We start from the raw sequence: 16,524 nt of genomic DNA, 5'->3' as shown, positions 1-16,524 counted from the left end.
CTACACCATCGGCTCGGCGCCGGGAACTGGCCGGCGCGGATTTCCCGATTGTCTCATGTTCCACCAGATCTCGACCTTGCTCAGGCGACGGATCACTGACAACTCCCAACGGCCGTGTATGCCAGCGGGATCCGGCACTACGTCATGATCGACCTTGAACGGTTGGTTCAGCCCGCAGTGAGGTCCGCGAGTACGGCGCGGCGCAGCAGTTTGCCGGTGTCGGTGTGCGGCAACGACTCCCGGAACACGACCGTCTCGGGCGTCTTCGCGCCGCGTAAACGAGTGCGCACGAGTTCGCGTAGTTCGTCGCCGGTGACGGCTGCGCCCGGCCGCAGCACGACCGCCGCGGCCAGCGTCTGCCCCCACTCCTGGCTGGGCGGGCCGACCACACAGACCTCGGCGACGGCCGGATGGGACAGCAGCACCTCCTCGATCTCCGCCGGGGCGATGTTCTCCCCGCCCCGGATGATCGTGTCGTCGGCGCGGCCCTCGATGTACAGATAGCCCTCGGCGTCCACGCGGCCCAGATCGCGGGTGCAGAACCAGCCGCGCGCGTCGAGCAGGCTGCCGGTGGCGTATTCGCCGGAGATCTGCTCGCCGCGCAGGAAGACGATGCCCGACTCGCCCGGCGCCAGCACGCGACCGTGTTCGTCACGCACCTCGATCTCGACCGTGGGCAGCACCTGTCCGGCCGAGAACAGTCGTGCGCGAACCAGCGGGTCGGGCGAGTCGAGGGCGGCACGGTGGTCCTCGGGGCCGAGCACGGCGATCGTGGACGCTGTCTCGGTCAGGCCGTAGGCGTTGACGAACCCGACCTCCGGGAAGCGTGTAAGCGCTTCGCGCAACACCCTTTCGGAGATCTTCGCGCCGCCGTACGACAGTGATCGCAGCGTGGGAACCGCCGCGGCGCCGGGCCCGCGGGCGACGACCGCGTCCACGATCCGCGCGAGCATCGTCGGCACCACCATCGCGGAGGTCACCGCCTGCTCCCCGACCGCGGCGAGCCACGTCTGCGGGTCGAAGGCGCGCAGGTAGACCAGCCGCCGCCCCGCGAACAGATTCGACAGCATATTCGCCACACCCGCTATGTGGTACGGCGGAACGGACACCAGTACCGCCTCTTCGGTTGTGGCGCTGCCGAATTCGACCGTGTTCAACAGGTAGGCCATCAGGTGGCGATGCCGCAGCAGGGCCGCCTTCGGGGTCGAGGTCGTCCCGCTCGTGTACAGCACGACCGCCACGTCGTCCTCGTCGAACAGGGCCTCGACCGGCGGCTCAGCGGCGGGAAGTCGCTCCAGCCACCGGTCGAAGACCAGCACGTTCGCACCCGCGGCGATGCGCGGTGCAGTCGCGGCGTCGGCCAGCACCAGAGCCTCGGGCTGCCGGGCCACGAGCGCGTTGAGCGCGGCGTCGTCCAGCCGGTAGTTCACCGGCACGAACGGCACCCCGGCGCGTGCCGCGGCCAGCAGGGCCACCGGCAGCAGCGGATGGTTCTCTCCCGCGTACACCAGCGCCCGGTGTCCATGCAATGTCACCGCCGCGCGACCGACAAGCGCCCCGAGCCCGGCGCCCGTCACGCGGCGCCCGGAATCGCCCAGCAGCTCGCGATCGGCGAATCCCGACTCGATCATCTCGATCAATGCGGACAGATGCACGGATCACACCCCCCACACGTGTGATCGGCTGTCACGCAACCGAAACGACGCCAACTCCGAGACTTCCACCGGACGATTCATAATTCGATATCAAAACTCCCGCTGCGCATCCCCGTGCCGTTCTTCCGCTCACCGGAAGCGCGGCAACTCGGCAACCGAGACACCAGCGCACACTGGATCGCCGCTCGGCGAGCGGTACCGTGCCGCCGACGCGGTACCCGACGGCACCGCAGATCAGTCCGAAGCGAAAAGTGGCGCGGCCTGTTTGATCCTCAGCACCTCTCCCGCGATAACGGGCATACCGAAACCGGACTTGGCACAGAGTAATTCGATGGTTTCCGTGAGGTTGACGTACCGCCTGCCGAGCGCCGTGCCGCTGTTGGCGGGCGCGGAAACCTTCGCGGTCCAGGGCCTTGCCGCCGGAGAGAGCGCCGCCGGGGCCCCGCCGATGATCAGCTCGATCGGCTCGGCCGGCGCTCGCACCACGACGAACTCCGTCGTATCGACGGCACTGAAGATTCGGACCCCCGGCATGAGGGACAGCGCCATGTTCTCCTCCTGTCGTCATCGACAGATGGGTCGTGGCGATACGCGACCCGTGACGCACCCCGATTCATACTATGGGGTCGCGCACAGGACCTGAGCCCCCGTCCCGCTGAGTAGGAAATACCAGGTCAGCAGCCACAGTGGTGTTCGGCGACTCGGCACTCACGCCCGTCGGCGCTCACCACGGTCGGGCGTACCCGGCAAGGAGCTTCGATAGCGTGGTCTCGGCCACTCATCGGGTCTCGCCCGCCAAGGCATCCGGTTCCCCGGCGGATTCGCGCCCGAACTCGATATCCACGAGCCTCCGTGCTTCCCGCAGCCAGGTCGCGACCTGTTCATCGGTGACAGGCCCGGCCCCGATGATCATCTCGGCATGCGTGCCGGTCAGTGACAGTCCGATGAGATGTCCATGCCCTGCGGCAGTTTCGCCATCCACCGCGACGGTGACCTGGTCGGGGTCGAAACCGACCCAACTGGACCGGTTTCCGTACCGGCGACCGGCAAAGCAACTGCCCCCGACCGCAATTCCACGATCTCCACTGGACAGGGCATTCAGATAATCCGGGGTCAGGAAGTTGTCGAGGGTGCGGCCGGGTTCCATCCCTCGCAGGCAGACCACCAGGCCCGGTATCCCGTCCAGCAGCGCGTAGCGGCGGCCCCACGCGGTATCACCCGGCCGGTACAGGTCGACGACGGCGCCTTCCGAACAGTGCGTTTGCCGGGGGAACCATTCGTCATGAGGGTTGTCGCGATCGGTCAGGGCGCCGGGGTGTGCGGCGGGCAGGTCCATGAACCGGTGCAATTCCTCCTGGTAGTTCCAATCATCGGCGGGATTCCCCACCACCAGCGAGCAGCCGGAGCTGTCGCGGTGACACATGAGGGTGAGCCGAGCTCCCCATCGGGGAGAGACCACACACCAGAACCGATCGCCGGCGAGCACCAGTTCGCTCTCACCGTCGCCGTCGATGTCCACCTGCTCGGCACGCGGAGCGCAGCCGCCGCCGGCCGCCCAGTGCGCCGCGGCGACCAGGGGCCGGGCCAGGGCGGCGTGTGCCGCGGTGGCCCGCACCCACGGCGCCAGATGCCGCCGCGATCCGTCCAGACAGCCGAATACCGGATCGCGCCAAGCGGTTTCGTGCTGTCCGATCATCAGCAGGCGATAGGCCAGGACGAGCAGCTCGCACGCGCCGCGATGCCAGGCCAGCTCTCGCCGTGCCTCGCGGATCGTGGATTCCACCGACTCCAGCAGCTCGGCATACGGAACCCACTTCGGGTCGCGGGACCAGCCGGTGAAGTCCGAGCCCGCGGCCCAGTCGATCTCGAGTTCGTGATACGAGCCCGCGGGAATCGGACCGCGCTCGGTGAAGTGATGCCGGTCCAGCCAGGAGTCCAGCTCGACGAGTTCGATGAGCTCACTGGTTGCCAGCCACGCCAATAATCGCTCGTAGTCGGCAATCGCCGATTCCCAGCCACCGACCCCTGCCGAACGTTCCATGTCGTCGGCGTAGACCAGTAGGATATTTTCTCCTTCAGCGGCGCGGGCGGCAAGGTCGGCAAGCATTTTCAACAGAAAATTCCATTGCCGGTCCGAGCGAGGTGGAAACAGGTATCGCAGATACGAGCAGATCGGCACCATCGTCAATCTCCGCTCACCGGCTACCACCGTGCGTGGTCGCAGCGATTCCGGATCGACCATGCCCGAGCGATACACCGGCGGGCGGTTCCGGTCTTTCCAGCGGAAAGGACCGACCGGGCCGGCATCCGGCGTCGTGAGTATGCGATCGTCCACCAGTACACGGCGATAGGGACCGCACCGCATTGCGGGATCGGTGAATATGTCGAACAGCTCCGGCGACCATACCCGCTCGGGCAGCCACGCGGTCCGTATCGCCGCCGCCTCCATCCCGAAGTGCTCGATCATGAGATCCGCCGCCGTGGTCAGTTGCAGCCGATTCATCGCAGGTGAGAGCGTCGGCATGATCGGTTCCGAGTAGGTCCCGCCCACCAACTCCATTCCCTTGCCGCCGACGAAATTCCGGATTCTGGCGAACTGATCGGGCCGGTGCCACAGCATCGTCTCGAGCAACGTCCCCGACAGATGCAATGACATCGGGACCTCGTATGCGCGATGCAATTCCAGAACATCCAGATAGCCCGCACAGACCTCGGAGATTCCGTCCCGGTGACTGTAGCCGTCGGTGATCATGAGCTGATTCGCGTGATGCACGATACTCAGTGCGATTCTGGCCATTGCGCTTTCTCCTGTCGATTCGCCGAATCGGCGCGTGGGCGACACGTCGGCCTATGGAGCACAAAACCGGTCAGAGTGTGTGACTGCGGTACCGCGAACGCGAGAGAGTTTCCATTGAGTGGGATAAACGTACGAACCGTTACATCGCTGGAGCCGAAACGAATACTAGTCGGATTCCCAGGACTGGCCCACCGGCCGGGCCTGCTGGTCGAGTTCGGCGCGGCGGGTGCCGTCCGATCCGTTGGCGACGATCGTCACCAGCGGCTGACGGCCGGGGCGTTGAATCCTGACGATCACCGATCCGTCTCGGGCGCGGTCCAGTTCGGTGACGGCCTGCGTGTGGACGCGGCGCCGGATGATCGGGGTGACGTCGTCGAGTCCGTGTTCGTCGTAGAGCAGGACCTGGACGCCGCGGCGACGGGCGGCGCGTGCGGCGGCGACGACGGGCGGCAGGGCGAGCTGGGGAGCTCGCAGCGCGTCGCGCAACTCGGCTTCCTGGAGTGCGCACTCGTCGCGCATGGCGTCGATGGGTTCGGGACCGGCCAGCAGTTCCAGCAGGGGCCGGGTGAGCGCGCCGAGCCGATGCAGTTGCCGGTCTCGCTCGGCGACGACCGCCGCGTCGGCCGCTTCGGCGGCGATCCGGTGCAGGGTTTCCTCGCGCAGGTCCAGGATCGTGCTGGCGACCGGGCGGATGATACGAGCGAAGAACGTCGCGGCGAGCAGCGGCGCGAGATAGAGAAAAGGGATATCGAACCCTCGTGCGCCGTGCGCCAGCAAGCCGTTGGCCATCGTGAATTCGGCGAAGACGACCAGGATGGCGAGCCAGGCGAGACCGACACGGCCGCGCAGGCACATGAAGGTGCACACGGCCGAGGCCGAGCCGAGCGCCCACTCCTGCACGGTCGTATTGTCCGACATCGATACCACGGTGGAGACGATCGCGTACGGCGCCGGACCGCCCGCCACGAGGATGGCGAGTGACACCCCGAGCGGCGGCGGGTCGCCCGGCACGGCCAGCACCGCTCCCGCCGCACACGCGGTGAGGACGAGGCAGGCCACGGTCTGCCACGGATCGGAGAACAGCGCCGGGGTTGCGGCGAAAGAGACGGCGTAGGCGACCAGGAAGCACCCGACCATCACCCACGCCGCGGGTGTGCGCAGCCCGAGCAGGGTTCGCATGCCCAGCGGGGCAGGGGGTTTCGCGTCCGGCCCGCCGTGTTCCTCCAGCACCGTGCGGCGATCGATCATCGGGCCCGACCAGCTCAGCCGGACCGTGGCCCCCGCGCCGGGCCGGGAGATTACCGAGGAGGCGCCGCCGTCCAGCTGTCGCATCCTGGCCTCGATGCTCACCGCGATGCCGAGCCGGTCCGGACGGGCCACGGTGGTGTCGAAGCCGACGCCATCGTCGGCGACGACGACCTGGAAGCCGTCGCCGTCGATGTGAATATCGATGTGCCGGTGGGCGGCGGATCCCGCGTGCCGCAAGCTGTTCCGGACCGCCTCGCCGGTCGCCGCGGCGGTGACGCTCACCGCCGCGGCGGGGAATCCCCATCGGTCGGCGCCGGCCTGGACGCCGACGGTGACCGGCAGGTTCGAGTCGATATGCGATACCGCGGCACTCAATCGAGCGGCGGTGTCCTGTGCGTCCAGCGTTCTGCCGAACGGATGCTCGAGATCGTCGAGGTAGTTCAGCGCGCGCAGTGCCTGCCGCCGCACCGTATCCCGGGCGCCGCCACGCGCCGCGGTGAGCAGCGTGGACATCACCCAGTCGTGGGTCAGCGCGGCGAATCGCTCGCGTTCGGCCGCGCGACCGCGAAGGGCCGCCGCCGCGGCCGCGCCCTCGAAGGCATCGGTCTGGATCGTGTCGAGTATCCGCCCGGTTCGGATGAACATCAGCACGCCCGCGACGAACAGGGCACTGTAGCCGTAGGCATAGAGCAGATCGGGCACGAAGGGCACGTTGACCTCGGGCGCCCGGCCGCTGTAGTTGATTATCGTCGCCGTCACCGCGTCGACGGCGAGCATCAGCAGGGTCGTCCTGGCACTCCAGACGACCGCCGCGGCCAGACCTGCCAGTGCGGGCATATCGGCCAGCCACTCATCCGCATGCAGCGCGACCCCATGCCACGCGACCAACCACGCCACGATGGTCACCGGGTAGCCCACCGCCGCGAGCACCGCGGCCCGCCGCATCCACACCGGATCGCGATGAAAACTCAACGCGCCCACACCGAGCCCGGGCACGAAGGCGACGACGAGGGCGAACGGCGTCCACCACACCGAGACCACCCCGGCCTGGTCTTGCAGATCGGGCAGGATCAGCACCAGATCGGCGAGGTAGCCGACGGCGACGAGACGACCGCACAGTCGAAGGAACCGATCGGCGATGGCGACGCGACCTTCCACCATCGCCATCACTTGCCCTCACCTGCTCATCGGACGGTTAACCGCAGTACTATACCCGCTGGTAGAGGATGGATCCGATGTGGTCGCCGCACTTGCGTCACTCGAACGCAAGTCGCAGGGCCCCAACCCTTCTCACCGGTTCATCGCCGCGGGGAGCCGGGGCGGGCGCTGCGTCGCCGCGGATGCGATCGCGATGGCATGATCACAGTTTGGCGAGTTCACGCTCCAGATCGTCGAGGCCCAGGGAACCCATGGACAACGCGGCCATATGCCAGGATTTCAGGTCGAACGCCGCACCCCCGGCCGCCTCGGCGGCGGCACGCCCACGCAGCCAGGCTCGTTCACCGAGCTTGTACCCGATCGCCTGGCCCGGCCAGCCCAGATAGCGGATTATCTCGCTGTCCAGCATCGCGGCGGGCACACCGCAGTTCCTGCCGAAGAATTCGCGAGCGGGGCCCGGCCGCATCGGTTCGCCGGGCAGATACGGGGAGTGGCCGGGAAAATCGAGTTCCAGGTGCATGCCGATATCGAGGACGACGCGCAACGCGCGCAGCATCTGCGCGTTCAAATAGCCCAGGCGCTGACCGGGATCGGTGAGATAGCCGAGTTCATCCATCAGCCGCTCGGCATACAGCGCCCAGCCCTCCAGGTTCGCGCTCACCCCACCCAGGCTCACCTGATACTTCGAGAGCGAATCGGCGCGGTAATTCCATTGCGCCAGTTGCAGATGATGCCCGGGCACGCCCTCGTGGTACCAGGTCGACACCAAATCCCAGACCGGGAATCGGTCGCGCCCCAGGGTGGGCAACCAGGTGCGGCCCGGACGGGAGAAGTCGAGCGAGGGTGCGGTGTAGTACGGGGCCGCTGCCGATCCGGCCGGGGCGATCCTCGACTCCACTCGTTTGATCTGATCCGCCAGATCGAAATGAGTACCGTCGAGATCGGCGACGGCGCGATCCATGAGCGCCTGCAACCAGATTCGCGTCTGCTCGACGCCCTCGATTGCCGGACCGTCGGTCTCCAGCCAGCGCATCGCCTCGCTCGGCGTCGCCCCGGGGAGAACCCGCTGCGCCTCACCGCGCATCTGCGCGGACAGGTCGTGGAATTGTTCCCAGCCCCACTCGTAGGTGTCCCGCAGATCCAGATCCGCGCCGAGCCAATACCGCACCCAGCGGCTATAGCGTTCCTCGCCGGCCGCGTCCGGGACCTCGGCGGCGGCAGGCAGATAGTCCGTGCGCAACCAGTCACGGATCCCGGCGACCGCACCGGCCGCGGCCACCGCACCGACTTCCAGCTCCGAACGCATGGATTCCGGTGCGGGAGAGATGAATTCACCGAACCACCCACCGGGCCGGTCGCCCTCCAGCCATGCGCCCAACTGCTCGATCACCGTGGTGACCTGCCGGGGCGCGGACAACAGCCCCTGCCCGACTCCGGCGACCAGCGTGTCGTTGTACCGCTGCACGGCCTCGGGCATCCGCGCCAGCCGCGCGCTGATGTTGCGCCAGTCCTCTCGCGTCTCGGTGGGCAGCGTCATGAAGATCGACCGCAACTCGTCCAAGGGCGACATGATGTTTCGGATCGAGCGGAAGTGCTCACCGGCATCGTGCACCGCAAGTTCGGCCGTCAGGCGTTCACGCAGCAGACTCGCACATCGCTGTTCGCCGGGGTCGTCGGCGACCTCGGCCGCGTCCAGCTCGGCCAGAGTCTTACGGGCCTGCCCGGCGGTGGCGTCGTAACCCGCGGGAGAGTAGTCCGGCAGCCGATCATCGGCGGGATCACCCAATCCCAGCGACACAGCGATGAGCGGATCCAGCTGGGCGATCGACTCGACGTATCGATCGGCGATCATGCGCGGTGATGTCTCGGCAACCATGGACGCCATTGTTACCTCGTTCGTCTCGGCGCCGCAGCGAGCTTCGCTGTAATCCTCGCTGCGGGAATCAGCGAACTGTCGGGTCGAGGAGGGTTTCGACGCCCGGCGGGAGGCTGTGATCGGCGGTCGCGGCGCGCAGGAAGTTCTCCAGCGTCGCGCGAAAAGCGGTGGCGGCGTGGGTCGGTGCGACGTCCTTGCGATGGGCGAGCGCGACCGTGCGGCGCAGAGTGCCCGAATCGTGCCCGTCCAGCGATAACGGCGTGCCGCGCAGTCCCGGACGTCCGGCCAGGACCATGCTCGGGACGACCGCCACACCGAGCCCGACCTCCACGAACCGCAGGACCGCGTCCATCTCCCCGCCCTCGACCGCGAAGCGGGGTTCGAATCCGGCATGGCGGCAGGCCGCGATCGTCGCCTCGCGCAGGTCGTATCCGGGCCGGAACATCACCAGCGGGCGGTCCCGCAGGTCGGTGATGCGCAGGTGGGGCCGGTCCGGCAGGGAGTGGTCGTCCACCCGCGCGGCGACCGCGAGGTTTTCGTGCAGGATCGGGGTGGTGGCCAGGGGCGTGTCGGTGGCCAGCGGCAGGATCACCAGGGCCAGGTCGAGCTCACCCCTGGTGAGATCCCGCACCAGGTCGCGGGAGCCGCCCTCCTCCACCACCAGCCTGATCCCGGGGTAGGTGTCGCGGAAACGCCGCAGGGTGTCGGCCACCAGTCCGGCGCACAGCGACGGGGTTGCCCCGAGCCGGACTCGGCCGCGCCGCAGCCCGGCGAGTTCCTGCACCTCGAGCCGTGCGGTGTCCACGTCGGCGAGGATCCGGTTGGCGAGCGGAAGCAGCGCTTCACCGGCCGGGGTGAGGGTGATGTTGCCCCGCGCGCGGCTGAACAGCGCGGCGCCCAGTTCGGTCTCGAGCGCCTGGATCTGTTTGGACAGCGAGGGCTGCGCGACGCCCACCGCCTCGGCCGCCCGGGTGAAGTGCCTGGTCCGCGCCACGGCCAGGAAGTACGACAACTGCTGCAACTGCACAGTCGATAGCGTATGACCATGGAATCACGCACTTCGATTCCACGTGGTCCCCCTGTGAACCGCCTCACGCGGCGAATCCTCTACACGTTGTAGTAATTCCCGCCATAGCTCGCTCCATAGGCTGAAGCCATCGACACCAGATCGCCGTGGACTTGGACCGGGTGAGCGGCCCGGACATATTTTCCGGTGGTGGCTCTCGCACTCTCTACGCCGTATCGCTCGACGGTCGGCAAAAAGGCCGTGATGGCGGTGACCGGCGGCATTCTCGTGCTGTACCTGGTCGCCCACATGGCCGGGAATCTGAAGATCTTCCTGGGGGCGTCCGACTATGACCAGTACGCCGCCTGGCTGCGCACGATAGGCGAACCCGCGTTGCCGCACCGATGGTTGCTGACCGGAATCGAGATCGTGCTGACCGCGAGCGTGATCGGGCACATGTGGTCGGCGGTGTCCCTGGCTCGCACGGCGCACCTGGCCAGGCCGGTCAAATACGCGGCCCGCAAGAAATCGCACGCCAGCGGTTATGCCGTGCACACCATGCGATACGGCGGAATCGTCATCGCGGTGTTCATCGTCTGGCATCTGCTGGACCTGACCGTCGGCGCGGTGAACCCGGCCGGTGGCGGGGCGACGCCGTACGCCAAGGTCGTCGCCGATTTCACGCCGTCGCGGTGGTACATCACGCTGTTCTACGTCGTGGCCGTGGTCCTGGTGGGCGTGCACCTGCGACACGGAATCCGCAGTGCGGCACAGACTCTCGGCCTGCTCAACGGCCGCAACGCCACCGGCTACAACCTGCTCGCGGCCGTCGTCTCGACGCTGCTGGTCATCGGCTTCCTGGCCGTCCCGATCTCTGTCACCGTCGGATGGGTGAAATAGTCATGAGCTTCTACACCACGGGCGAGCCGATCGCCGACACCACATCACCTGCCGGACCGATCGCCGAGCGCTGGACCACCCGCAAGTTCGAGGCCCGGCTGGTCAACCCCACAAACAAGCGCAAGAAGACGGTGATCATCATCGGCACCGGCCTGGCGGGCGCCGCCGCCGGCGCCACACTCGGTGAACAGGGCTACCGGGTCATCCAGTTCTGTTTTCAGGACTCCCCGCGCCGGGCCCATTCGATCGCCGCGCAGGGCGGCATCAACGCCGCCAAGAACTACCGCAACGATGGCGACAGCGTGCACCGCCTGTTCTACGAGACGGTCAAGGGCGGCGACTACCGGTCGCGGGAATCGAATGTGCACCGCCTCGCCGAGATCTCCACGCAGATCATCGATCAGTGTGTGGCACAGGGTGTTCCGTTCGCGCGAGAGTACGGCGGTCTGCTGGACAACCGTTCCTTCGGCGGCACCCAGGTCTCGCGTACCTTCTATGCCCGCGGCCAGACCGGGCAGCAATTGCTGCTGGGCGCGTACCAGGCGCTGCTGCGTCAAGTCGACACGGGCACAGTCGAATTGCACGCCCGGCACGAAATGCTCGACCTGATCATCGCCGACGGCGTGGCGCGGGGCGTGGTCGTGCGGGATCTGACCACCGGACGGATCGCCTCCTATACCGCCGACGCCGTAGTGCTGGCCTCCGGCGGCTACAGCAACGTCTATTTCCTGTCGACCAACGCGATGGGCTCGAACGTCACCGCCGCGTGGCGTGCCCACAAACACGGCGCGTATTTCGCCAATCCGTGCTTCACCCAGATCCATCCGACGTGCATCCCCGTTTCGGGCGAACATCAGTCCAAGCTCACGCTCATGTCGGAATCGCTGCGCAACGACGGTCGCGTCTGGGTGCCGGCGAAGGCCGCCGACCACCGCGAGCCGGGCGACATCCCCGAACAGGAGCGCGACTACTACCTCGAGCGCGTATATCCGGCCTTCGGCAACCTGGTCCCGCGCGACATCGCCTCTCGCGCCGCGAAAAACGTCTGCGACGAGGGGCGCGGCGTCGGGCCCGGCGGGCTCGGCGTCTACCTCGACTTCGCCGAGGCGATCTCCCGGCTCGGCCTGGAAACGGTAGAGGCCAAGTACGGCAACCTGTTCACGATGTACGAGCGGATCACCGGCGAGAACCCGTACCGGCGGCCCATGCGCATCTACCCCGCCGTGCACTACACGATGGGTGGCCTGTGGGTCGACTACGACCTGCAATCCACCATCCCCGGGCTGTTCGTCATCGGCGAGGCCAACTTCTCCGACCACGGCGCCAACCGGCTCGGCGCCTCGGCCCTCATGCAGGGCTTGGCCGACGGGTACTTCGTGCTGCCCACCACCGTCGGCGACTATTTGGCCCGCGGGCCCGTCGGTGAGGTCCCCGACAGCGCGATCACCCAGGCGCAGAACCGCGTCACGTCGCTGATCGACACACTGCTGTCGATCAAGGGCGACCGTACCGTCGATTCGTTCCACCGCGAGCTCGGCCACATCATGTGGGAGTACTGCGGTATGGAACGCACCGAGGAGGGTTTGCGCAAGGCGCTCGAACTCATTCCCGCTCTGCGCGAGGAGTTCTGGCAGCGCGTCACTGTGCCGGGTTCGGGCGCGGACCTCAATCAGTCGCTCGAACGCGCGGGCCGGGTCGCGGACTTCCTCGAACTGGCCGAGCTCATCGTCATCGACGCCCTGCACCGCACCGAATCCGCGGGCGGCCACTTCCGGGCCGAGTCCCAGACCGACGACGGTGAGGCCCTGCGCGACGACGAGAACTTCTCCTATGTCGCCGCATGGCAGTGGAACGGTTCGGGTGAGCTGCCGGTCCTGCACACCGAGGCACTGAATTTCGACTACGTCCATCCGGCCACCCGGTCCTACAAGTAAGGAGCAGCCGTGAAGCTCACACTGCGCATCTGGCGTCAACATGGACCGCGGACTCCGGGCAGGCTGGTCGACTATCCGGTCGAAATCTCCCCCGACGCTTCGTTTCTGGAGATGCTCGACGTCCTCAACGAGCGACTCACGCGCGAGGGCGAGGAGCCCGTCGCCTTCGACCACGACTGCCGCGAGGGCATCTGCGGCATGTGCTCACTGGTCATCGACGGAACACCGCACGGCCCCGAAAAGGCAACGACCACCTGCCAATTGCATATGCGCAAGTTCTCCGACGGCGAGACCATCACCGTAGAACCTTGGCGTGCCAGGGCATTTCCCGTCGTCAAGGATCTAGTGGTCGACCGCTCGGCCTTCGACACCATCATCCGAGCCGGCGGCTACATCACCGCACCGACCGGCACCGCGCCCGAGGCCCATTCGATTCCCGTGCCCAAACCCGACGCCGACGACGCATTCCAAGCCGCCGAATGCATCGGCTGCGGCGCCTGCGTGGCCGCCTGCCCCAACGGTTCGGCCATGCTGTTCACCGCCGCCAAGGTCACCCACCTGGGCCTTCTCCCGCAAGGCCAGCCCGAACGCTATTCCCGCGTGGTCGCCATGCTCGAGGCCCACGACGAGCTGGGCTTCGGCGGCTGCACCAACACCGGCGAATGCACCGCCGCGTGCCCGAAGGAAATCCCCCAGGACGTCATCGGCCGTCTGAACGCCGACTTCCTACGCGCGGCCAGGAAGCACCGCTGACCCGATCGGCCCGGCCCCACACCCAACGGATCACTGTGTCGGGGCCGTGGTTCACCGCAGCGTCGCAATCCAGCGGCGAGTATCCGCCGGATCGATGACGTCATCCAATTCGCCGACAGTCGCCGCGGTCAACGCCTTGCCGCTCTCGTAGGCCGCCTCGACGAGGCTTTCATAGGCCGACTGCCGTGCCTGCGGATCCTCGATGGCGGCCAGCTCCTTCGAAAATCCGAGCCGCACAGCGCCTTCCAGCCCCATACCGCCGACTTCGCCGGTGGGCCAGGCGACGACGAAACGCGGCGCACGAAACGATCCGGCCGCCATAGCCTGTGCGCCGAGCCCATACCCCTTGCGCACGATCACGGTGCCGAATGGGACGCTCAGCGCGGCCGCATCGATGAACAACCGACTGAACCGGGTGACCGTCGCATCCTTCTCCGCATCCGGCCCCACCATGAAACCCGGTGTGTCACACAGCGATACGATCGGCAGTCCGTGCGCCTCACACAATCGCAGAAATGCGCTCAGCTTGTCGGCGGCGGGTGCGTCGATCGCGCCGCCGAGATGATGGCAGTCATTGGCGATCAATCCGAACGGCCGGCCCTGCACTCGAACCAGGGCGGTCACCACGCCGACGCCCCAGTCGCGGCGCAGCTCCAGCACCGAACCGATATCGGCGACGGCCTCGATCGCCGCTCGGATATCGAAGGCTCGCAATCGATTCCGCGGCACCACATGCCGCGCCAGCCGAGGATCGGGGTCTTTCCAATCATCCAGAACGCCTTGGAAATACGACAGATAGCCGCGGGCCAGCGCGACGGCCTCGGCCTCGTCGGCGGCCACCAGATGAACGACCCCATTGCGGCGCTGCACCTCGATCGGGCCGATGTCCTCCGGTGCGTAGACGCCCAGGCCGCCGCCCTGGATCATTGCCGGCCCGCCCATGCCGATATTGGCGTCGGGGGTCGCGATCACCACGTCGCACATTCCCAGCAGCGCCGCGTTTCCGGCGAAACACCGGCCGGACACGATGCCGATCAGCGGCACTCGACCCGACAGCCCGCCCATCACACGGAACGTGGTCACATCCAGCCCCGAGATGCCGCCGTGGTCGGTGTCACCAGGCCGCCCGCCGCCGCCTTCGGTGAAGAACACCACCGGCAGGCGCTGTTCGTGCGCCAAGTGCAACATCCGGTCGGTCTTGGCGTGGTTGCGCACCCCCTGGGTGCCGGCCAGCACGGTGTAGTCGTACGACATCACCACCGCCCGCGCCCGCTCCTGCCCGAAACGGTCGGCATTGATCGTCGAGACCCCCGCGACCAGCCCGTCGGCCGGGGTGTTGGCGATCAGATCCTCGGCACTGCGCCGCGCTCGTTGCGCCGCGACCATCAGCGAGCCGTACTCGACGAAACTGCCGTCATCGACCAGATCGCCGATGTTCTCACGAGCGGTGCGCCGCCCCAACCGATGTCGCTTGGCCACCGCCTCGACCCGCACCGCATCCCCGGCGGTTTCATGCCGTCCCCGCACCTCGGCCAGATCATCTCGCTCGGCATCCAGATCCACCTCCGCCGCCGCGACCTCCTCCCCGTCGTGCTCAGCATCGACCCAGACCAACAGCGGATCATGTGGATCGACCACATCGCCGGGCGCGACGAGATGCCGCACCACCCGCAACGCACCCTCGGCCCGCAGCACATGCTGCATCTTCATCGCCTCGAGCACAACAACTTCCGCCCCGGGAGCAAGCACCACACCGGGCGCGGTCAGACTCACCACGGTCGCCCCCATAGGCGTCCGCAGCGCCCGCTCATCCTCGTCGGGCACCGCCGACCTCGGAGGCGTCACCACGACGTCAGTATCCGCCGCTCCACGAGCCCCGATCACCGAATGCGTATCGGCAGTGGATTCGTCAGCACGCGTTCCCCTATTGCCGAGTCCGCTGCCCCCACCAGGCTCGGTCGTGGCGTGCTCAGGATCATCCGCAACCCCGGACGGATTCGGCGGGGTATCGGGCGATTCAGCCAGAAAGCGCCCGTATTCTGCTGCGTGAGTGAGCAATTCATCGAGATTGCGCTCGAACCAGGAGGTATCGACCGGATCGGTCCGTGGCAGCGTGTCCAGAATCGCCCGCAACACCGCGATATTCGTGTCGACGCCGACGATCGCGGTCTCCCCGAGCGCATCCGAACAGCGTTGCAGCGCGGCCGGATACGACGATCCCCGGGCGATGATCTTGGCAAGCAGTGAATCGAAGCGAGCGCTCTGCCGCATGCCGGGATGGGCGGCGGTATCCACGCGAACCCCGGATCCGGTGGGCGAGGCGAACTGGGTGAGCACACCCGTGCTGGGCAGAGGGTCGCCTGCCGCGCTGATGATTTCGGCGTTCACACGAGCCTGGATCGCATACCCGCGAGATCCCACGGGCAGGTCCAGGTCGGCGAGGCTCTCTCCGAGCGCCAGCCGGAACTGGATCGTCACCAGGTCGACACCGGTCACCTCCTCGGTGACGGTGTGCTCGACCTGGAGGCGCGGATTGACCTCGAGGAACCAGGTCCGATCATCACGAACGAGGAATTCGACGGTGATCACCCCGCGACATCCCACCGACTCCGCGATCGCCACCGCATCGCGATGCAACCGTTCCCGCACCGCCGCAGGAAGATTCGGCGCCGGCGCCACCTCGATCATTTTCTGCCGACGACGCTGCACACTACAATCCCGATCACCCAACGCGATCGCGCGCTCACCATCGGCCACGATCTGCACCTCGATATGCCGCGCACCGGTCACCAGCGCCTCGGCGTACACCGTGTCGTCCCCGAAACCCACCCGCGCCTCGGCCCGGCACTGCTCGTACGCCTCGGTGATCTCCGCGGGATCGTGCACCACCCGCATACCGCGCCCGCCACCACCCGCACTGGCCTTGACCATCACCCCATCCGGATTCGCGGCCAACAACGCCGTGATCGCCTCGAGCGCCTCGGCGACCGTCAACGCGGAGGTAGCCGCGATCACCCCGACCCCGGCCAGCTCGGCCGCAGCACGCGCGGCCACCTTATCGCCGAAGACCCGCAACACCTGCGGATCCGGACCCACGAAAACCAACCCGGCCTTCGCGCACTCCTGCGCGAAATCGGCACTCTCACTGAGGAATCCATACCCCGGATGCACCAACGCCCCGGCCCCCTCCGTACCAG

Annotated in this window: 10 protein-coding genes; 3 read left to right on the top strand and 7 right to left on the bottom strand. The window is 67.3% G+C overall.

Annotated features, from left to right (window positions below):
- Positions 1-167 precede the first annotated feature (167 nt).
- The 6 genes from JZ791_RS08480 to JZ791_RS08455 all read right to left on the bottom strand — a co-directional run bounded on the left by JZ791_RS08480 (position 168) and on the right by JZ791_RS08455 (position 9,761).
- Positions 168-1,655 carry a class I adenylate-forming enzyme family protein gene (locus JZ791_RS08480; RefSeq protein WP_216893648.1) on the bottom strand — a complete coding sequence of 496 codons (1,488 nt, stop codon included), beginning with the start codon at positions 1,653-1,655 and terminating at the stop codon, positions 168-170.
- 234 nt (positions 1,656-1,889) lie between these two features.
- Positions 1,890-2,204, bottom strand: coding sequence for a hypothetical protein (locus JZ791_RS08475; RefSeq protein ID WP_216893647.1), 315 nt, complete (start codon positions 2,202-2,204; stop codon positions 1,890-1,892).
- Positions 2,205-2,433: 229 nt separating this feature from the next.
- Positions 2,434-4,452 (bottom strand): polysaccharide deacetylase family protein, encoded by a 2,019-nt coding sequence (locus tag JZ791_RS08470; protein ID WP_216893646.1) that lies wholly within the window; start codon positions 4,450-4,452, stop codon positions 2,434-2,436.
- Positions 4,453-4,617: 165 nt separating this feature from the next.
- A complete protein-coding gene (locus JZ791_RS08465) occupies positions 4,618-6,867 on the bottom strand; it encodes a sensor histidine kinase (protein WP_216893645.1) in 2,250 nt (749 codons plus the stop codon).
- Positions 6,868-7,060: 193 nt separating this feature from the next.
- Positions 7,061-8,734 (bottom strand): DUF885 domain-containing protein, encoded by a 1,674-nt coding sequence (locus tag JZ791_RS08460; protein WP_216893644.1) that lies wholly within the window; start codon positions 8,732-8,734, stop codon positions 7,061-7,063.
- A 67-nt stretch (positions 8,735-8,801) separates the two neighbouring features.
- On the bottom strand, positions 8,802-9,761 hold the full coding sequence (locus JZ791_RS08455; RefSeq protein ID WP_216893643.1) for a LysR family transcriptional regulator: 960 nt from the start codon (positions 9,759-9,761) through the stop codon (positions 8,802-8,804).
- Positions 9,762-9,950: 189 nt separating this feature from the next.
- Here JZ791_RS08455 and JZ791_RS08450 point away from each other — a divergent pair, with 189 nt between their 5' ends.
- The 3 genes from JZ791_RS08450 to JZ791_RS08440 are packed head-to-tail and all read left to right on the top strand — an operon-like array spanning position 9,951 to position 13,327.
- Positions 9,951-10,640 (top strand): succinate dehydrogenase cytochrome b subunit, encoded by a 690-nt coding sequence (locus tag JZ791_RS08450; RefSeq protein WP_308162842.1) that lies wholly within the window; start codon positions 9,951-9,953, stop codon positions 10,638-10,640.
- 2 nt (positions 10,641-10,642) lie between these two features.
- Entirely contained in the window at positions 10,643-12,574 is a 1,932-nt protein-coding gene (locus JZ791_RS08445; protein WP_216893642.1) for a fumarate reductase/succinate dehydrogenase flavoprotein subunit, read from the top strand.
- A 9-nt stretch (positions 12,575-12,583) separates the two neighbouring features.
- Positions 12,584-13,327, top strand: coding sequence for a succinate dehydrogenase/fumarate reductase iron-sulfur subunit (locus JZ791_RS08440; RefSeq protein WP_216893641.1), 744 nt, complete (start codon positions 12,584-12,586; stop codon positions 13,325-13,327).
- Positions 13,328-13,378: 51 nt separating this feature from the next.
- Here the strand turns inward: JZ791_RS08440 and JZ791_RS44825 are convergent.
- Positions 13,379-16,524: acetyl-CoA carboxylase family protein (locus tag JZ791_RS44825; protein ID WP_438804492.1), on the bottom strand; the 3,146-nt coding region annotated here is incomplete at its 5' end.

This window comes from Nocardia alni (genome assembly GCF_019038435.1).
GTDB classification, from domain to species: domain Bacteria; phylum Actinomycetota; class Actinomycetes; order Mycobacteriales; family Mycobacteriaceae; genus Nocardia; species Nocardia alni.
This window is presented reverse-complemented; position numbering and strand designations above follow the sequence as displayed.